General features: G+C 73.4%; 18 protein-coding genes. 5 read left to right on the top strand and 13 right to left on the bottom strand.

All coding sequences use genetic code 11. The annotated features are described in order from the left end of the window. Positions 1–47 precede the first annotated feature (47 nt). From ABTY62_RS11755 to infC, 5 genes are all read right to left on the bottom strand, one after another. The gene (locus ABTY62_RS11755) at positions 48–1226 is read right to left on the bottom strand and encodes a sensor histidine kinase (protein ID WP_352129252.1); all 1179 of its coding nucleotides are present in this window, start codon (positions 1224–1226) and stop codon (positions 48–50) included. 75 nt (positions 1227–1301) lie between these two features. Then, entirely contained in the window at positions 1302–2135 is an 834-nt protein-coding gene (locus tag ABTY62_RS11760; protein ID WP_352129253.1) for a TrmH family RNA methyltransferase, read from the bottom strand. A gap of 193 nt (positions 2136–2328) precedes the next feature. Continuing rightward, the gene (gene rplT, locus ABTY62_RS11765) at positions 2329–2712 is read right to left on the bottom strand and encodes a 50S ribosomal protein L20 (RefSeq protein WP_014175141.1); all 384 of its coding nucleotides are present in this window, start codon (positions 2710–2712) and stop codon (positions 2329–2331) included. Between the two features lie 101 nt (positions 2713–2813). Next, positions 2814–3008 carry a 50S ribosomal protein L35 gene (rpmI, locus tag ABTY62_RS11770; RefSeq protein ID WP_014175142.1) on the bottom strand — a complete coding sequence of 65 codons (195 nt, stop codon included), beginning with the start codon at positions 3006–3008 and terminating at the stop codon, positions 2814–2816. A gap of 113 nt (positions 3009–3121) precedes the next feature. Further along, positions 3122–3742 carry a translation initiation factor IF-3 gene (infC, locus tag ABTY62_RS11775; protein ID WP_352129359.1) on the bottom strand — a complete coding sequence of 207 codons (621 nt, stop codon included), beginning with the start codon at positions 3740–3742 and terminating at the stop codon, positions 3122–3124. Positions 3743–4121: 379 nt separating this feature from the next. Between infC and ABTY62_RS11780 the strand changes: the two genes are divergently transcribed. Further along, positions 4122–4493, top strand: coding sequence for a DUF1844 domain-containing protein (locus ABTY62_RS11780; protein ID WP_352129254.1), 372 nt, complete (start codon positions 4122–4124; stop codon positions 4491–4493). A gap of 139 nt (positions 4494–4632) precedes the next feature. Here ABTY62_RS11780 and ABTY62_RS11785 read toward each other — a convergent pair whose 3' ends face one another. Both ABTY62_RS11785 and ABTY62_RS11790 read right to left on the bottom strand, forming a co-directional pair. Beyond that, on the bottom strand, positions 4633–5481 hold the full coding sequence (locus ABTY62_RS11785; RefSeq protein ID WP_352129255.1) for an aquaporin: 849 nt from the start codon (positions 5479–5481) through the stop codon (positions 4633–4635). Positions 5482–5649: 168 nt separating this feature from the next. Continuing rightward, positions 5650–6384 carry an SseB family protein gene (locus ABTY62_RS11790; protein WP_352129256.1) on the bottom strand — a complete coding sequence of 245 codons (735 nt, stop codon included), beginning with the start codon at positions 6382–6384 and terminating at the stop codon, positions 5650–5652. A gap of 96 nt (positions 6385–6480) precedes the next feature. Between ABTY62_RS11790 and ABTY62_RS11795 the strand changes: the two genes are divergently transcribed. After that, positions 6481–7524: a serine hydrolase gene (locus tag ABTY62_RS11795; RefSeq protein ID WP_352129257.1), complete on the top strand. Its 1044-nt coding sequence runs from the start codon at positions 6481–6483 to the stop codon at positions 7522–7524. Between the two features lie 16 nt (positions 7525–7540). Here the strand turns inward: ABTY62_RS11795 and mycP are convergent, their stop codons facing one another. Further along, positions 7541–8773, bottom strand: coding sequence for a type VII secretion-associated serine protease mycosin (gene mycP / locus ABTY62_RS11800; protein WP_502997443.1), 1233 nt, complete (start codon positions 8771–8773; stop codon positions 7541–7543). Beyond that, a complete protein-coding gene (locus ABTY62_RS11805; protein WP_352129258.1) occupies positions 8770–9957 on the bottom strand; it encodes a hypothetical protein in 1188 nt (395 codons plus the stop codon). Before ABTY62_RS11805 ends, mycP begins: the two co-directional genes overlap by 4 nt. Before the next feature lie 222 nt (positions 9958–10179). Between ABTY62_RS11805 and ABTY62_RS11810 the strand changes: the two genes are divergently transcribed. Further along, a complete protein-coding gene (locus tag ABTY62_RS11810; protein ID WP_352129259.1) occupies positions 10180–11400 on the top strand; it encodes an amino acid deaminase/aldolase in 1221 nt (406 codons plus the stop codon). A gap of 34 nt (positions 11401–11434) precedes the next feature. Here the strand turns inward: ABTY62_RS11810 and ABTY62_RS11815 are convergent, their stop codons facing one another. From ABTY62_RS11815 to ABTY62_RS11830, 4 genes are all read right to left on the bottom strand, one after another. Continuing rightward, positions 11435–12433, bottom strand: a complete 999-nt coding sequence (locus ABTY62_RS11815; RefSeq protein WP_352129260.1) for a DUF2510 domain-containing protein — start codon at positions 12431–12433, stop codon at positions 11435–11437. Positions 12434–12717: 284 nt separating this feature from the next. Further along, positions 12718–13527 (bottom strand): 3-oxoacyl-ACP reductase, encoded by an 810-nt coding sequence (locus tag ABTY62_RS11820; protein ID WP_352129261.1) that lies wholly within the window; start codon positions 13525–13527, stop codon positions 12718–12720. A 1-nt stretch (position 13528) separates the two neighbouring features. Next, the gene (locus tag ABTY62_RS11825; RefSeq protein ID WP_352129262.1) at positions 13529–14935 is read right to left on the bottom strand and encodes an aldehyde dehydrogenase family protein; all 1407 of its coding nucleotides are present in this window, start codon (positions 14933–14935) and stop codon (positions 13529–13531) included. Positions 14936–14946: 11 nt separating this feature from the next. Continuing rightward, positions 14947–16314, bottom strand: coding sequence for a glutamine synthetase family protein (locus ABTY62_RS11830; RefSeq protein WP_352129263.1), 1368 nt, complete (start codon positions 16312–16314; stop codon positions 14947–14949). A 92-nt stretch (positions 16315–16406) separates the two neighbouring features. Here ABTY62_RS11830 and ABTY62_RS11835 point away from each other — a divergent pair, with 92 nt between their 5' ends. Both ABTY62_RS11835 and eat read left to right on the top strand, forming a co-directional pair. Beyond that, positions 16407–17234: a FadR/GntR family transcriptional regulator gene (locus ABTY62_RS11835; RefSeq protein WP_352129264.1), complete on the top strand. Its 828-nt coding sequence runs from the start codon at positions 16407–16409 to the stop codon at positions 17232–17234. 99 nt (positions 17235–17333) lie between these two features. After that, a complete protein-coding gene (gene eat / locus ABTY62_RS11840; RefSeq protein ID WP_352129265.1) occupies positions 17334–18821 on the top strand; it encodes an ethanolamine permease in 1488 nt (495 codons plus the stop codon). Positions 18822–18836: the final 15 nt, after the last annotated feature.

An 18836-nucleotide genomic window follows, 5' to 3' on the forward strand; every position in this document is an offset into this window, starting at 1 on the left:
CCGGGGGACGCCCCCGGCCCCGGGTGGAGTGTGGGCCCGTGGGCTCCTCAGACCAGGTAGGCCGGGGTACCCACGGGCAGGGTAAATCGGAACTCCGCGCCGCCGCCGTGGGCCCGGCCGACGGTGATCGTCCCGCCGTGTGCCTCGACGATGCCCTTGACGATGTACAGGCCCAGGCCGGTGCCGCCACGCTTGCTGCCCCGCCAGAAGCGGGTGAAGACGCGGCTCATCGACTCCTCCGGGATACCGGGGCCCTCATCGCTCACGGTGACGGCGGTCCTTTCGACTGCGGGGCCCTCCGCGGCGGGCTTCGCCTGCTCGGGGGCCACCTCAATGGTGACGGTTCCCTCGCCGTGGCGCACCGCGTTTTCCAGCAGGTTCCCCAGCACCTGGTCGACCTTGTCCGGGTCGGCCCACAGGCCGGGCAGCGGCTCCCTGACCTTGATCAGAAAGCGCTCGGAGGAGTGCCCCGCGGCGGTCAGCGCCTGGACATGGCGCCGGACCGCGGCCGCGATGTCGACGGGCTGGCGGCGCAGCTCGAGACGGCCGGAGTCGATCCGCGATATGTCGAGCAGCTCCGCGATCAGGCGGGTGACGCGGTTGGCGTCGGCGTCGACGGTCTCCAGCATCAGCCGCTTCTGGTCGTCGGTGAAGCGCTCCCATTTCGCCAGCAGCGTCGCCGTGAACCCCTTCACCGAGGTCAGCGGGGAGCGCAGCTCATGGGCGACGGTGGCGATCAGCTCGGCGTGGCTGCGCTCGGTGCGCCGGCGCGCCTCGGTGCCGCGCAGCGAGACCACGACGCGGCGCACCGGTCCCGTCGGCCGCTCGCGCACATACCGGGCGGAGACCAGCACCTCACGGCCGCCGGGCAGCAGCAGATTCCGCTCGGGCTGGCCGACGCGGGTGGCCAGCCCCCCGTACGGATCGGTCAGCGCCCACCAGCGGCGGCCTTCCAGGTCCTCTAACGGGAGCGCGCGCTCCAGCTTGCGCCCGAGGGCGTCGGCCTGGCGGGTCGCGGTGATCCGGGCCGCCGCGGCGTTGAAGCAGGTGACCCGGCCGGTCTCATCGGCGATGACCAGGCCGTCGGGCAGGTCGTCCGGGTGCACGCCGAGGCCCGCCGTCACCTCGTCCGGCTCCCACCGCGCATATCCCTGGTACGGCGCCTCCAGGCGCGCTCCGGGCGCACAGGCATCACTCGACCTGGCGCCGGAGGTCCTGACGTCCATCCCCGCACCCCCTCCGCTCGCGGCCGGACGCCCCCTTTGACGACAGACCCTGGGCCCCCAGAGGGGGCAACCCTACTAGGTCGATGTGACGGAGCGGCACCCTCCGGGAGCGCGCTGCGCACGAGCGGAGGCATAGAGGCACACGGCGGCGGCCGTGGCGAGGTTGAGGCTCTCGGCTCTGCCGTGGATCGGAACGCGCACCACCTCGTCGGCGAGTGCGCGGGTAGCCTCCGGCAGCCCCCACGCCTCGTTGCCGAAGATCCAGGCGGTGGGAGCGCCGAGAACCCCCTCGTCGAGCTCGGTGTCCAGGTCCCGCTCCCCCGCCCCGTCGGCGGCCACCACCCGCGCCGCGGCCTCCCGCAGGCCGCTCACGGCCCGCTCGACGGGCACGCCGACGGCGACGGGCAGATGGAACAGGGAGCCCACGGAGGCGCGCACCGATTTGGGGTTGTACAGGTCGACGGAGGCGTCGGTGAGCACCACGGCGTCCGCCCCGGCGGCGTCCGCGCAGCGCAGCACGGTGCCGGCGTTGCCGGGGTCGCGGACGTGCGCGAGGACCGCGACCAGCCGGGGGCGGGCGCGCAGTATCTCCTCGAACGGCGTGTCCAGGAAGCGGCACAGCCCGACGATGCCCTGCGGGGTGACGGTGTCCGACATCTCGGCGACGACCTCGTCGGTCGCGGTGAGCACGGGGGCGCCCGCGGCGCGGGCGGCGTCGACGATGTCCGCGTGGCGGGCGGCCGCCTCCGGGGTCACGTACACCTCCACGAGGTGCGCCATCGCCTCACGGACGGCCTGCGGGCCCTCCACGAGGAATCGGCGCTCCTTCCCGCGGAAGCTGCGCTTGGCGAGCCGTCTCGCCGCGGTCACACGCGGCGATCGAAGGGAGGTCAGCTCGGGGGTCGCCATGGGGTGTGCTCTCGTTTTCTCCGTGGTGGGCAATCGTTCCGCTGGGGGCACCTCCCAGCGGTAGCTGGGGGAGGAACAGGTGGGCACAACCGGCCGCCGGCCCGCACCCTCGCTCTGCGCCCCCGGACACGCACGGACCCGCAGGTGATCATCACCTGCGGGTCCGGCCAGCCAGTACAGCTCAGCGCAGCGCTTACGCGGCCTTCGGCGCGTTGACGTCGCTCGGCAGCGCCTTCTGCGCGGCCTCGACCAGCGCGGCGAAGGCGTTCGCGTCGTTGACCGCCAGGTCGGCCAGGATCTTGCGGTCCACCTCGATGTTGGCGGCCTTCAGACCCTGGATGAAGCGGTTGTACGTGATGCCGTTGGCGCGGGCAGCAGCGTTGATGCGCTGGATCCACAGCTGACGGAAGTCGCCCTTGCGCTTCTTGCGGTCGTTGTAGTTGTAGACCAGGGAGTGGGTGACCTGCTCCTTGGCCTTGCGGTACAGGCGGGAGCGCTGGCCCCGGTAGCCGCTGGCCTGCTCGAGGATCGCCCGGCGCTTCTTGTGGGCGTTGACTGCCCGCTTGACGCGTGCCACTTGTTTAACTCCTTGTACGGGGCCGCGGCTGACTCACACGGCCCGGAAACGAATAGGTCCCGGTCGGCTCGACGCGCGCCCCGCCTGAGCGGGGCGGGGCGTCACTTGCCGAGAAGCTTCTTGATCTTCTTGGCGTCGGCCGGGGCCATCTCGGTCTTGCCGGCCAGGCGGCGCGTCAACGTGGACGGCTTGTGCTCGAGAAGGTGGCGGCGACCGGCGCGCTGGCGCATCACCTTGCCGGAGCCGGTGAGCTTGAAGCGCTTGCTGGCACCACTGTGCGTCTTGTTCTTCGGCATGTCGCCGTTCTCTCCTCGTCGGGACGCCGGCCGCACAAGGGCAGCGATAAGCGTCGGGATGTTTCGGTTTGTGTCCGGGGCGCGCGGCCCCGGGGTGAGGCTCGCGCCTCGAATCACGCCTCGGCGGGCTCCTCGGCGGGCTCCTCCGCGGGGCTGTGGCCCTGCTGACGCTCCGCCTTGCGGGCGGCCTGCGCCTCGCGGGCCTCGGCCATCGCCTCGGTCTTCTTCTTGTGCGGACCGAGAACCATGATCATGTTTCGGCCGTCCTGCTTCGGGTTGGACTCGACGAAGCCCAGGTCCTGGACGTCCTCCGCCAGCCGCTGAAGCAGTCGGTAGCCGAGTTCCGGCCGGGACTGCTCACGGCCACGGAACATGATCGTGATCTTGACCTTGTCGCCCTGCTTGAGGAACCGGACGACGTGACCCTTCTTGGTGTCATAGTCGTGCGGGTCGATCTTCGGCCGGAGCTTCATCTCCTTGATGACCGTGTGCGCCTGGTTCTTGCGCGCCTCACGGGCCTTCATGGCCGACTCGTACTTGAACTTTCCGTAGTCCATGAGCTTGCAGACCGGCGGACGTGCGGTCGCCGCCACCTCGACGAGGTCGAGGTCGTACTCCTGCGCAAGCTCCAGGGCCTTGGCAAGCGGCACGATGCCGACCTGCTCGCCACTGGGACCGACGAGTCGCACCTCGGGGACGCGAATCCGGTCGTTGATGCGGGGCTCGGCGCTGATGGGGCCTCCTCGGTTGCACCACGCGACCGCCTGGCGGACGACCGCGTAACGTCTGTTCTGGTCGGACCACCGCGCCGTGACGTGAGAAACGCCCCGGACGGTACACAGGCGGGGCTCCTCATAGACCGGGAGCACCGCCGCGATATCACCGCGGGGCGCAGCCTGACCGATGACCTGCCGACCCGGGGGTCGGTTCAGGTGGGAGTCCGGAGCCTCCACTTGCGGGCCGGGCACACGAGTGACCGGCCGGTCGTTTCCCTACGATACCAGGACTGGCCGAGAATGCTCACCGGGCGGCCCCGCGCCCCGCGGCGGGGGCCCGGACCGCGCGCGCCTAGGCTGGGTCGCACCATCCACCAGGAAGTGAGCCTCCAGCACCATGAGCGACGCCAACGCCGGGCAGCCCGCACCCGCCCCCGACTTCGAACAGATGACCCGCGACATCGCGGATGTGCCCGCGGTCGAGGTGATCACGACGGTCGCGGTGCACCTGATGAGCGCGGCGGCGGTCAATCTGGGGCTGGCCGAGGAGGGCCCCCGGCACAAGGACCTGGACGAGGCGCGGAAGCTGATCAACGCCCTGGCCGGGCTGGTCACGGCCAGCGCCACGGAGATCAGCTCCTTCCACGCCGCGCCGCTGCGCGACGGGCTGAAGTCGCTCCAGCTCGCCTTCCGCGAGGCGTCGGTGGTGCCGGACGAGCCGGGTCAGGGGCCGGGCGAGAAGTTCACCGGGCCGGTCTTCGGGCGCTGAGCGGCCGGGCGCCGAGTGGCCCGGTGGCCGAGCGGCCCGGCGCCGAGCGGCCCGGTACTGAGTGGCCCGGTGCCGAGCGGCTGACGCCCGGCGGGCGGCCGGGGCGGCGCGGTCGTACGGGGCCGCCGGGGCAGTGCGCTCACGCGGCCTCCGGCCCCTTGGTCTCCGGTCCGCCGGCCTCGGGCCCGCCCGCCGCGGGGCCCCTGCCGCCGGGCCGTCTGCCCCAGAGCGTGTGCGGATGCGGCCCCGCCGCCTCTTCCTCTTCCTCCACGGCGACCGGGTGCCCGGGGTGGGTGACCATGTGCAGCCCCGCCGCCAGCACTCCGCCGACCAGCGGCGCGACCAGGAACAGCCACAGCTGTGACAGCGCCCCGCCGCCCGCGAACAGCGCCGGGCCCAGGCTGCGCGCCGGGTTCACGGAGGTCCAGGTCAGCGGGATGCCGACCAGGTTGACCGCCGTGAGGGCGACGCCCACCGCAAGGGGCCCCACGCCGACCAGCGCGATCCTGCTGGTCACCGTGAGGAAGACGAAGACCAGCAGGAAGGTGAGCAGGACTTCGGCGAGAAAGGCCCCGCCGCCGCCGATGCCCACGGGCGACCGGCCCCCGTAGCCATTGCTGCCGAACGCGTCGCTCGTCACCAGCCTCGGCACCTGCTTGGCCAGCAGGAAGAGCACGGCCGCGCCCACGATCCCGCCGACCAGCTGCGCCACCCAGTACTCGACGGCCGTGCGGACGTCGATGCGCTTGGCCAGCAGCACGCCCAGGGTGATCGCCGGGTTGACGTGGCAGCCGGAGATCCGGCCGAACGCGTAGGCGATCGCGATCAGGGTGAAGCCGAAGGCGAACGAGATGCCGACGGCGTTGATGTAGTCGCCCGCGAGAACCAGGGAACCGACCCCGAAGAAGACCAGCATCGCGGTTCCGACGAATTCGGATACGACCGTTCTCGTCTCTATCGTTCTCGTCTCCGCCGTGCTCGTATCCATCGGCGCTCTCCTCGATCGGATCGCCAGTTGTCGTCCTAGCATTGTGGGACGAAACAGGAGATTCCGCCTGTCGGTGCCTGTCGGCACCTGCTCGCGCCTGTCGGACGATTTCGCCCGTGGGAGATCGCGTGGACCCTCCCCCAGCTATCGCTGGGCGGTGCCCCCTGTTCAGCGGCTGAACAGCGGCTCCCCCGGCACCTGCGTCCCGGGCGGCAGCAGCGCCAGGTCCAGCCCGCGCACCAGCCGGGCGCGCAGCGTCTCGTCGGCGGCCAGGGCTTCGGCGATCCGCCGCACCGTCTCCGGCGCGGGAGCGCCCGGTTCCAGGGCGAGCGCGAGCATGCCGTCCGCGTCCGCGGCGGACGTCAGATGGGCGCGGAGCACACCGGGCTCGGCGGCCAGCACGGTGCGCAGCGCCGCCCCGACCGCCGGGTCGGCGAGCGGATCGGCGCTGGTACGGCCCTCGGCGAGGGCGAGCAGGGCGGGCCCGGTCAGCTGGTACGGCACCGGCCCGGCCAGGTCGAGCACCACGGTGTCCGCCTTCTCGTGGGCGGCGGCCTCCAGGGCCTGGCGCAGCGGTACGGCCACCGGCCGGGCGTCCGCGCGCCAGCGGGCCAGCGTCTCCAGGGAGGTGAAGGCGGGCAGGGCGCGCCGGCCGTCGGGCGCCTGGAGCGTGGGCACCGCCATGTCGCTGGTCTTCTCCCGGCGCAGCCCGTCGGGGCCCACCTCGACCTCGCCGAGCACCGCGACCACCGGCACCAGCAGCCGCGCCCCGGTGAGCGCGCCGAGCACCTCGGGCTCGGTGGAGGGGTCGTCGGCCCAGGCGGCGAGCGCCGCGGTCAGGCGGGGGTCGGCGGAGCCGTCGTCGCCGGAGAAGCCAGGGTCGGGAATGTTCTTGAGCGCCACCCGACGAGGGTATCGGGGGCGGCCGGAGCGATTTCTCACGGGTTCTTAACCTGCCTCTTAACCAGGAAGCAGTTGCTCCGCTTAGCGTCGCCCGTCATGGAATCCGGTACTCCGGGGGGAATAGGCAGGGGCGGCGCGCACCGTGGCACACACCGCCCGGCCACCCGCCGCCCCGCTCTGTACGCGACCGCCGCGGCACTGGCACTGTTGATCGGTGCGGTCGCCGTCGGCGCCCAGGTCCGGGCTCACGACCGGCCGCGCAGCGCCGCCGCGCGCTCCTCGGCCGCCGCCTCGCCGTCGGCCACCGCGAGTGGTGGCCAGGCCAACGGAGGGAGCGGCATGGAGCGCGTGGGCAGGGAGAAGAGCGGGGCGACGGCGTCGGCGACGCCGTCCGCCACCGCGTTGACCACGGCGCTGACCGACGCGCTGGACGCCGTGGCGGACGGCACCGACGCCCGGTTCTCGGCCGCCGTCCTGGACACCGGCTCGGCCGCGAGCGCGGTGTACGGCGGGGACGCGTACGACACCGCGAGCATCGTCAAGGTGGACATCCTCGCCGCGCTGCTGCTGCGGGCCCAGGACGCCGGGCGGCAGCTCACGGCCCAGGAGCGCTCGTACGCCACCGTGATGATCCAGCAGAGCGACAACGACGCGGCGACCGCGCTGTGGCAGGAGATCGGCGGTGCGACGGGCCTGGACGCCGCCAACAAACGGCTGGGCCTGACGGAGACCCATGGCGGCCAGGCGGGGCGGTGGGGGCTCACCCGGACCACCGCCGCCGATCAGCTGAGGCTGCTGCGGGAGATCTTCGCGACCGGAGATGCCGGCCTCGGCCACAAGGCGGCGCTCAGCGAACGGTCCCGCGACTACATCCAGCAGCTCATGGGGCAGATAGCGGCGGACCAGGCCTGGGGCGTCTCGGCCGCCGCCGACGACACGACCGGTACCCGGCTCAAGAACGGCTGGCTGCCGCGCAGCGCCACCGGCCTGTGGGACGTCAACAGCATCGGCCGGGTCACGGCGGGGGGCCGCACGTATCTGGTGGCCGTGCTCTCCGACGGACACCAGGACATGGATACCGGCGTCACGATCGTGGAGACCGCCGCGCGCGCCGCGGTGCACGCCGCCGCCACGGCGTGAACCCCCTTGTCGGGGCCTAGAGCCCGCTCCGGGACCAGCGGCGGGCGAACTCCGGGCGGCGCAGCGGCCCCACCCCGCGCCACAGCGCCACCGCGGCGGCCAGCAGCCCGGCCCCGGCGGCGCCGGCGGTGAGCGCCAGCTCGTTCGGGCCGCCGTCGTCGGCGTCCTCGTGGGCGCGCCCCGGGCCCGAGCCGAAGTAGCGGCTCGCATGGGCACCCACGGCCGGACGCTGCGCCTGGGGCTTCAGCTTCGCCCCCGCCCTGATCGCCGCCGCCGGGTCCACCAGGCCCGCGCCGAGCTCGTCGCTGCGGCCGCCCGAGGGGCGGTCCTGGGCGGTCTCGATGAGCAGCTGCCTGATCTGCCGGGGGCTCAGCTCGGGGTGGGCGGCGCGGACGAGCGCGGCCGCACCCGAGACGAACGCGGCGGCGGCGCTCGTCCCCCACCCCACGTAGTAGCGCCGGTCGGGGTCGGCAATGACCACGTCGACGCCGGGCCCGCAGACCGCGGCGTACCAGCGGCGGGTGGAGAAGCCGGCGCGCGAGCCGAAGCGGTCCACGGCGGTCACGGCGATCACCCCGGGGTACGCGGCCGGGTAGGAGGTCCGGTCGCCCTCCTCGCCGCCGTTGCCCGCCGAGGCCACCACGACCACGCCCTTGCGCAGCGCGTACTGCACGGCGGCGTCCTCGGCGGGCTCCGGGTGCGCGGACTTGCTGTCGTCGCCCAGCGACAGGTTGATCACATCGGCGCCGTGGTCGGCGGCCCAGCGGATCCCGTTCGCCAGCGCCCCGCCGCGCTGTGCGCGGGCCTTCTTGCGCGCCGGGTCGTCCTCTTCGAGGATCACGCGCACCGGCAGGATCTTCGCCTCGGGGGCCACGCCCATCACCCCGTCGCCGCCCGCGGCACCGTGGCCGTGGCCCGCGATGATCCCCGCCATCGCGGTCCCGTGCCCGGCCCACGCGCTGTCGCCGCGCCCGGCGCCGAAGCCGATCAGGTCCTTGCCCGTGAGGACCTGGCCCGCGAGGTCGGGGTGGCTGTCGTCCACGCCGGTGTCGAGCACGGCGACCGTCACGCCCGCGCCCTTGGTGGTCTTCCAGGCGTCCCGCGCGTGGATGGCGTCCAGCGCCCACTCCTGCGCCTGTATCTCGTCCGCCCGCACGGGCGCGGCGGGCAGCAGCGCCAGCCCGGCCGCGGCCAGCCCCGCACCCACGGCGCGACGCAGCCGCCGCCAACGTCGCCACCGGGTCGTCACGGGGCCTCCGTCCTGGACACTGCGCGGTGGAAGGCGCGCTCGACCTCGTCGGCGATACCGCGCGCGTCGTGGCCGAGGCCCGCCTCGGCCGGGGCCGTCGTCGCGCCGTTTCGGGTCGCCTCGCCGGCGGGCTGGGGGTCGGTGACCTTCCGGCCGTCGGCGAAGCCGGAGACGGTGTAGACGACGACCGGGGCGTCGGTCAGGACGCGGATCCGCCAACTGGCGCGCTGGGCGTCGCCGAAGTCGGCGGCGGCCGTGCCCTTGGCCGCGTACGGGCGGGGTATCAGGTCGGTGCGCTCGTCGAGCCCTTCGTCGGCGAACCGCTCGCCGAGCTTGCCCATGGCCTCCGGCCCGGCCTTGGTGAACAGCAGGCCGACGGTGGTCACGCCGGTGCTGGTGGCGTCCGTGTAGGTGGCGCGCAGCAGCCGCGCGCAGCCGACCGGGGAGAGGGCCTTGTCGAGCAGCGGGTCGAAGGCGCCGCCGCAGCTGCTGTCCGGGGCGACCGCGATCCGGGTCCAGGTGCGTTCGGCGCCACCGGGTCCTTCGCCGCGCAGGGTGCGGGGGAAGAGGTCGTCGACGGGGACGCTGTGCCAGGCGCCGCGCGCCCGGAGGTAGCCGTCACCGGCCACCGGCCGGGGGCCGGAGTCGCCGGTGAGCCAGGATCCGGCCGCCGCGCCGCTGAGCAGCCCGAGGCCGAGGACCAGGCTCGCGGCGGCGGCCGCGACCCTGCCGGGGGTGCGGCGGCCCGCCGTGCCGTCCGGGGCGGCATCGTCGTACGGGCTGTCGGGCGCGGAGCGGCCGGGGCGGCGCCATGGGCCGAACCCGGCGGGCTGGGGCGCGAGCGGGGGCGCGCCGGCCGAGGGTGCGGCGGCGGGGCGGGGCGGGAGGCCGGCGGGGCGCGGCCGGGATATGCCCGTGCCGTCGCCCGCGCCCGGGGGCGCGGCCCAGTGCGCGTCCGCGGTCCGGTTCGTGCCCGGGTGCGGGGCCCGGTTCGTGCCCGGTTTCGCTCGGGGGATCCGCAGCGGCACGCCCAGGATCGGGGTGTCCGGATCGCCCAGCGGCCCGGATCCGGGGGCGGCGCCCGGCGGTGCCGTGGGGCGCGGCGGGGGCGCGGTGTGCGGGGGGTGGGCGGGGCGGGGCGGAGGGATACGCGGGGTGCGCGTCTGTTCCGCTTCGGTGCTCACCTGCACCCCCTCGCACCCTCGAAGACGTGTTCACCTGGTCGCACCCGGCCGCCGTACGCACCCGACGGCCTTGCGGCCAAAGCCAGGCAGGTGGGCCCGTATACGGACATCACGCCGCTCACCTGCCGGTCGTGGTGTGCGCGACACTCTACGGTGCGCCGGGCGCCATCCGCACCGGCTGCCCTCTACCCGGTGGTAATGGCCGTCTGGCAAGCTTCGCCCATGTCCGTGCCTTCAGCTGGTCTCCCCACCGATCTCCCTGCCGATCGCGCCCGTTACGACCGGGCCACCGCCCATCTCGAGGCACCGCTGGCGATCGTCGATCTACGGGCCTTCGACGACAACGCCCGGGATCTGGTGCGGCGGGCGCAGGGCAAGCCGATCCGCGTGGCGAGCAAGTCGGTGCGGTGCCGGGCGCTGTTGGACCGGGCGCTGGCCAAGGACGGCTTCGCGGGCATCATGAGCTTCACGCTCGCGGAGTCGCTGTGGCTGGCGCGCGAGGGGTACGAGGACGTGCTGCTGGCCTATCCGTCCGCCGACCGGGACGGGTTCGCCGCGCTGACCGGAGATCCGAAGCTCGCGGCCGCCGTGACGGTGATGGTGGACGACATGAGCCAGCTCGATCTGATCGAGAGTGTGCGCGCCGGGACCGAAGAGGTCCGGGTCTGCCTGGAGTTGGACACTTCGCTACGGCTGTTCGGCGGGCGGGTGCGGATCGGGGCGCTGCGCTCGCCGCTGCGCGACCCGGCCCGGCTGGCGGAGCTGGCGGAGGCGATCGGACGCCGGCCCGGCTTCCGCGTGGTCGGGCTGATGGGCTACGAGGGGCATGTGGCGGGCGTGGGCGACGCGGTGGCCGGGCAGCCGCTGCGGTCCCGCGCGATCCGGCTGATGCAGTCCGCCGCGCGGCGTGAGCTGGCCGAGCGCCGGGCCGCGGCGGTGCGGGCCGTACGGGCGGTGGCGGACCTGGAGTTCGTGAACGGGGGCGGCACGGGCAGTGTGCAGCACACCGCCGCCGAGGGCGCGGTGACGGAGATCGCCGCCGGGTCCGGGCTCTACCAGCCCCGGCTGTTCGACAACTACACCTCCTTCCGCGGCCGTCCGGCCGCCCTCTTCGCCCAGCCGGTGGTGCGCCGCCCGGGCGTGGGCGTGGTCACGGTGCTGGGCGGCGGCTACCCGGCGTCGGGCGCGGCGGGCCGGGACCGGCTGCCGGTGCCGTATCTGCCGGAGGGCCTGGCCTACGACCCGATGGAGGGGCCGGGCGAGGTGCAGACACCGCTGCTGGGGACGCCCGCCGACGACCTGCTGATCGGCGACAAGGTGTGGTTCCGGCACGCCAAGGCCGGGGAGATGTGCGAGCGCTTCGAGGTGCTGCACCTGATCGACGGGGACCGGGTGGTGGACTCGGTGCCCACGTACCGGGGCGAGGGCCACACGTATCTCTGACGGCTCTGTGACGGCGGGCGCCCCGGGCGCGGGGTCAGACGGACTGCCCGTCCCCGTTGTCGCCCAGCGCCTTGATGCCCTTGACGATCTTGTCCATGTCGGACAGCGGCGGCGCCTTGTCGCTGACGTCGAATCCGAAGCGCACCAGGACCATCGTGTCGCGCAGGAGGGGTGACGGGAAGGCGACGGTCTGGACGTAGCCGTCCTCGCCCTTCTTCGTGATCACCTTCCAGCGCACGAGATAGCCCTTCTGCCCGGCGACCGTGACCGCTTCGGACTTGAGCTGCTTGTGCGAGGTGATCCCGCCGTACGACTCCTTGCCGTTCTCCTGGTTCTTGCCGTAGGAGCTCTCGGCCGCCTGCTCGATGTCCTCCTTGGCGATGCCCTCCGCGGACTTGGCCTTGAAGCCCGTGGCCGGCATGGAGAACACACCGCCGCGCAGACACTGGCTGGCGGCGTCGTTGGGGCAGGGGTAGCGGGCCTCGGTGGTGACACCGGCGCCGCCCGCGCTGCTGCGGCTCTCCTGCCAGCCGTCCAGGACCGGCAGGCCGATGCCGTTCAGGGCGTCCTCGGAGACGTTCGGGTCGTCGCTGGGCTGGGGGACGGCGCTTTCGGAGGGGTCGCCCGGACTCCTGTCGCCGTCGCCGCCGGAGACGCCCCCGTCACCGCCGTCATCGCTCCCGCCACTGCTCCTGTCCGGGGCCGGCGCGGTGGCGGTCGGCCCGGGCCCGGCCCGGTCGCCGCCGTCGTCGGACCCGCCGTCGTCGCCCAGCAGGGCGATGCCGCCCGCGATGGCGGCGGCCACCACGGCCACCACCACGACCGCCGCCGCGATCTTCGGGCCGCGGCCCCGCGCCGGCGCCCCGCCCTCCCCGGGCGGGTACACGGGCACGGGCGGGCCGAACGTCTGGCTCGTCGGTCCCGGGGCCTCGCGGGTGTGCTCGGTCCAGGCGAACCCGTCCCACCAGCGTTCGGGGGCGGAGCCGGGGCCTGTGTAGCCGGGGTCCGGGTACCAGCCCGGGGGTGTCGTCATGCTCACGACGTCACCTTATGGGCACACGTCGGCTCAGTACACAGGCCCCACCCGTCCCAACCCCTCGGCGCCTCTTTACTGAGGCTCGGTTCTCCCCCAGCTACCGCTGGGAGGTGCCCCCGGGGGGGGCGCTACAGCCCCTGTCGACGGTCGACCGTGCTCGGCCCTTCCGCGCGGCGGAGCCGCATATCGATTGCAGCCTCAGGGCCTCCGCGCGCTCTCCCTTTCACAGTGACATCAGCGCCTCCGGCGCGGGCGACCGCGCCCCTTCGGCTCACTCGCCGTCACACCGGGGTGACGTACGCCCCCGCGATGCCGCCGTCGACGAGGAACTCCGCGGCGTTGACGAACGAGGAGTCGTCGCTGGCCAGGAAGGCCACCGCGGCCGCGATCTCCTCCGGCTCGGCGAAGCGTCCCACCGGGATGTGCACCAGCCGGCGGGCGGCGCGCTCCGGGTCCTTGGCGAACAGCTCCTTCAGCAGGGGGGTGTTGACCGGCCCGGGGCACAGCGCGTTGACCCGGATGCCCTCGCGGGCGAACTGCACGCCCAGCTCGCGCGACATCGCCAGCACCCCGCCCTTGGAGGCCGTGTAGCTGATCTGCGAGGTGGCGGCGCCCATGACGGCCACGAAGGAGGCCGTGTTGATGATCGACCCCCTGCCCTGCTCCCGCATATAGGGGAGCGCGGCCTTGCAGCACAGGTAGACGGAGGTGAGGTTGACCTCCTGGACCCGCTTCCAGGCGTCCAGGCCGGTGGTGAGGATCGAGTCGTCGTCGGGCGGCGAGATGCCCGCGTTGTTGAAAGCGACGTCGACCGAACCGTAGGTGTCATACGCGGTCTTGAACAGCGCCTCGACCTGCTCCGGGTCGGTGACGTCCACCCGGACGTACAACCCGCCGACCTCGTCGGCCGCGGCCTTGCCCGCGCTCTCGTCGATGTCGCCGCACACCACATGCGCGCCCTCGGAGGAAAGGCGGCGCGCGGTGGCCAGGCCGATACCGCTGCCCGCCCCGGTGACGACGGCCGTGCGGCCCACCAGGCGGCGGCACACCGGGGCCTCGGGGGGCTCGGAAGTGTTCGGGCTGTCGGTCACGTCACTGCTCCTCGGTGCTGATGAAGACGTTCTTGGTCTCGGTGAAGGCGGCCAGCGCGCCCGGCCCCAGCTCCCGTCCGAGGCCGGACTGCTTGTAGCCGCCGAACGGGGTCCAGTAGCGCACGCTGCTGTGCGAGTTGACGGAGAGGTTTCCGGCGGCCACGGCCCGCGAGACGCGCACGGCGCGGCCCACGTCGCGGGTCCAGACGGACCCCGACAGGCCGTAGTCGGTGGCGTTGGCCAGCCGTACGGCGTCGGCCTCGTCCTCGAAGGGCAGCACCACGGCGACCGGCCCGAAGATCTCCTCGACGGCGGCGCGGTGGCCGGGCCCGGTGCCCTCCAGGACGGTGGCCGGGTACCAGAAGCCCTTGCCCTCGGGGGCCTCGCCGCGGATCGCGACGCGCGTGTCCCCGGTGACGTCCTCGGTGGCGTCCTCGGTGACGTAGGACCGTACGCGCTCGCGCTGGGCGGCGGAGATCAGCGGGCCCATGGCGGTGCCTGGCTCGGCCGGGTCGCCCACCACGACGGAGCGCACGGCGGGCTCCAGCAGCTCCATGAACCGGTCGTAGACGCCGCGCTGGACCAGGATGCGGCTGCGGGCGCAGCAGTCCTGGCCGGTGTTGTCCAGGAACGAGCCGGGGGCCGAGCGCGCGGCCCGCTCGATGTCCGCGTCGGCGAAGACGATGTTGGGGCTCTTGCCGCCGAGTTCGAGGGTCACGCGCTTCACGCTCGCCGCGCACTTGGCCATGATCCGCTTGCCGACGGCCGTCGACCCGGTGAAGACGACCTTGGCGACGCGGGGGTGCTCGACCAGCGCCTCGCCCGCGACCGGCCCGGCGCCGGGCAGCACCTGGAAGAGCCCGTCGGGGAGCCCGGCCTCGGTGGCGAGTTCGGCCAGCCGGAGCGCGGTGAGGGGGGTGGTCTCGGCGGGCTTGAGGAGGACGGCGTTGCCGGCCGCGAGGGCGGGGGCGGTGCCCCAGGCGGCGATCGGCATGGGGAAGTTCCATGGCGCGATGACGGCGACGACGCCGAGGGGCTCCTGGAAGGTGATGTTCAGGCCGCCCGGCACGGGGATCTGGCTCCCGGTGAGCCGCTCCACTCCCCCGGCCGCGTACTCCAGCAGGTCGCGGACGTTGCCCGCCTCCCAGCGGGCGTTGCCAATGGGGTGTCCGGCCTCGCGGACCTCCAGTTGGGCCAGCTCCTCGAGGTGGTCGTCGACGGCGGCGGCGAAGCGGCGCAGCAGCCGCGCCCGGTCGCCGGGCGCCAGGGCGGCCCAGCCCGTCTGGGCCCGGGCGGCCCGGGTGACGGCGGCGTCGACATCGGCCGGGCCGGCGGCGGGGACGGTGGCGATGACCTCCTCGGTCGCGGGGTTGAGTACCTGGTGTTCGTGCGGGTGCTCGTTGCTCACGCGGTGGTTCCTCACATGCGCTCGAAGGACCGGAAGCGCTCCCAGTCCGTGACGGCGGTGTCGTAGGCCTCCTGCTCGACACGCGCCATGTTGAGGTAGTGCTCGACGACCTCCTCGCCGAAGGCGGCCCGCGCTATGGGGGATTCCCGCCACAGCTCGGCGGCGTCGCGCAGGGTGGCCGGGACGTGCTGGGCGTCGCCGTTGTAGGCGTTGCCGGTGCACACCTCGGGGAGCTCCAGCTCCTCCTCGATCCCGTAAAGGCCGGCCGCGACCATGCCCGCGACGGCGAGGTAGGGGTTGACGTCGCCGCCGGGGAGCCGGTTCTCCAGGCGGTGGGAGAGGCCGTGGCCGATGACGCGCAGCGCGCAGGTGCGGTTGTCCGGGCCCCAGGCGACGGCGGTGGGGGCGAAGGAGCCGGGGCGGAAGCGCTTGTAGGAGTTGATGTTCGGCGCGTAGAGGAGGGTGAAGTCGCGCATCGCGGCCAGCTGTCCGGCGAGGAAGTGGCGCATCGTCCTGGACATGCCGTACGGGCCGTCGCCGTCGGCGAGCACGGGCGCCCCCGACTCGTCGCGCAGCGAGAGGTGGATATGGCAGGAGTTGCCCTCGCGCTCGTCGTACTTGGCCATGAAGGTCAGCGCCATGCCCTCCTGGGCGGCGATCTCCTTGGCGCCGGTCTTGTAGACGGCGTGCTGGTCGCAGGTGGTCAGGGCGTCGTCGTAGCGGAAGGCGATCTCGTGCTGGCCGAGGTTGCACTCGCCCTTGGCCGACTCGACGGTCATCCCGGCCGCGCCCATCTCGTTGCGGATGCGGCGCAGCAGGGGCTCGACGCGGCCGGTGCCGAGGACGGAGTAGTCGACGTTGTACTGGTTGGCGGGGGTCAGCCCGCGATAGCCGGTGCCCCAGGCCTGCTCGTAGGTGTCCTTGAAGACCATGAACTCCAGCTCGGTGCCCGCGTACGCGGTCCAGCCGCGCTCGGCGAGCCGGTCCAGCTGGCGGCGCAGGATCTGGCGCGGGGAGGCGATCACGGGCGAGCCGTCGTGCCAGGCCAGGTCGGCGGTGATGAGGGCGGTGCCGGGGTTCCAGGGGGTGCGGCGCAGGGTGGCGGTGTCGCCGTGCATGGCGAAGTCGCCGTAGCCGCGCTCCCAGGAGGACATGGCGTAGCCGTCGACGGTGTTCATGTCGGCGTCGACGGCGAGGAGGTAGTTGCATCCCTCGGTGCCGTGGTCCAGGACCTCGTCGAGGAAGAACCGGGCGGCGAACCGCTTGCCCTGGAGCCTGCCCTGCATATCGGTGAAGGCGAGGACGACGGTGTCGATCTCCCCGGTGTCGACGAGTCCGGTCAGTTCGTCGACGGAGAGCGGGGGCGTGCGGTCTGCCACGGTGTTGCCTCCTGTCGGGTACGACTCGGTGCCACAGGAGCCATAAGGTATTCGGGTAGACCATTGATTGGGAAGTAGGTGCGGAAGGTTCCATGGACGGCGGCGGAGGCGGCGCGGCGGCCGCGGGTGGCGGCGCGGGCGACGCGGGCGGCGGCGGGGGCGACCGGCTGGCGCCGGTGCTGCGGCCGGTGCGGGCCGGCAACGGCTTCGAGGAGGCGCTGGAGCAGATACTCCGGGTCCTGCGGCTCGGCCTGGTCCCCGAGGGCGAGCGGCTGCCCGCCGAGCGGGAGCTGGCCGAGCGGCTGCGGATCAGCCGGGTGACGCTGCGCGAGGTGCTGAAGGTGCTGACGGACCAGGGGCTGGTGGAGAGCCGGCGCGGCCGCTACGGCGGCACCTTCGTACGGGCCCGGCCGGAGCCGGCCCACGGCGGCGAGGACGAACTGCGCCGCCGGATCCGGGAGGTGGACGTCGAGGACACCCTGCGGTTCCGGGAGGTCCTGGAGGTGGGCGCGGCCGGGCTGTGCGCGGCGCACGGGCTGTCCGGCGAGCGGGCGGACCGGCTGCGCGCCGCCCTCGACGCGACGCGGGAGGCGCCGCTCGCCGACTACCGCCGGCTGGACACGCTGCTCCATCTGACGCTCGCCGAGCTGGCGGGCTCGCCCTCGCTCGCCGCCCAGTACGCGACCGTCCGCGCCACCGTGAACGACCTGCTGGACCGCATCCCGCTGCTGGTGCGCAACCTGGAGCACTCGCAGGCCCAGCACACGGCGCTGGTCGAGGCGGTGCTGGACGGGGACGCGGACGGTGCGCGCGAGGTGATGCGGGAGCACTGCGAGGGCACGGCGGCGCTGCTGCGCGGCTTTCTGGTCGACAACACCAACAACACCGCCGCCGACGCCGCCGATAACGGGCAGGGTTAACGGGCGTTTTACGCAGAGGTCTTGCGCAGTCGCGCCGGACGGGGCAAAGGTATGCCTCCAAACCATTGCCCTCGCCTCTCGTGTGGACCAGGAGCATCCATGGCCGACGGAACCGAGTCCCCGCGCACCTCCCTCAGCCCGCCAGGCGGCACCGCACCGGACGCCGGCACCGCGCCCGCCGAGGACGCCTATCTGGAACGCCGCACCCTGCGCCGCGGCAGCGCGGGCCCGCTGCTGCTGACCGGTCTCGGCGTCGCCTATGTCGTCTCCGGCGACTTCTCCGGCTGGAACTTCGGCCTGGCGGAGGGCGGCTTCGGCGGCCTGGCCATCGCCGCGGTGCTGATGGGCCTGATGTACACCTGCATGGTCTTCGCCCTCGCCGAACTGGCGGCGATCCTGCCCACGGCGGGCGGCGGCTACGGCTTCGCGCGGCGCGCCCTCGGCACCTGGGGCGGCTTTCTCACCGGCACCGCGATCCTCATCGAGTACGTCCTCGCGCCCGCCGCGATCGCCATCTTCATCGGCGACTACGTCGAGTCGCTCGGGCTCTTCGGCCTGGAGTCCGGCTGGCCCGTCTACCTCGCCTGCTTCGTCATCTTCATCGGCATCCACCTGTGGGGCGTGGGCGAGGCCCTGCGCTTCAGCCTGATCGTCACCGCCGTCGCCGTCGCCGCGCTGCTGATCTTCGCGGTCGGCGCCTTCACCGACTTCGACTCCGGCTCCCTCAATGACATCCCGGTGGACCACTCGGCCCTCGGCGCGAACTCCTGGCTGCCGTTCGGGCTGCTCGGCATCTGGTCCGCGTTCCCCTTCGGCATGTGGTTCTTCCTGGGCGTGGAGGGCGTGCCGCTCGCGGCCGAGGAGACCCGCGACCCGGCGCGCACCCTGCCCAGGGCCATGGCCTGGTCGGTGGGCATCCTGCTGGTGCTGGCCCTGCTCACGTTCCTCGCCGCGACCGGCGCGCGCGGCGCGGACGCGGTCCAGGACGCGGGCAACCCCCTCGTCGAGGCGCTACAGCCGGACGGCGAGGCCACCACGCTGTCCCGCATCGTCAACTACGCGGGCCTGGCCGGCCTCGTCGCCTCCTTCTTCTCCCTCATCTACGCCGGCTCACGACAGCTGTTCGCCCTCTCCCGCGCCGGCTACCTCCCCCGCTTCCTCTCTCTCACCAGCCGCCGCAAGGCCCCCTACCTGGGCCTGCTGGTCCCCGGCGCCCTCGGCTTCGCGCTGGCGGCGGCGACCGGCGACGGCGCCCGGATGCTCAATGTCGCGGTCTTCGGCGCCACCATCTCGTACGCGCTGATGTCGCTCTCCCACATCGTCCTGCGCCGCCGCGAGCCGGGGCTGCACCGGCCGTACCGGACCCCGGGCGGGGTGGTGACCTCGTCCGTCGCGTTCGTGCTGGCCTGCTCGGCGCTCGTGGCCACCTTCCTGGTGGACAAGGACGCCGCCTTCATCGCGCTCGGCGTCTACGCCGTGGCCCTCGCGTATTTCGCCTTCTACAGCCGGCACCGGCTGGTGGCGGCGGCTCCGGAAGAGGAGTTCGCGGCGCTGGCGGAGGCGGAGGCGGAGCTGTCCCGCGACTGAGAGATTGGACCCTGC

The sequence above is a fragment of the Streptomyces sp. NPDC097640 genome (assembly GCF_040302705.1).
In the GTDB taxonomy this organism is placed as follows: Bacteria; Actinomycetota; Actinomycetes; order Streptomycetales; family Streptomycetaceae; genus Streptomyces.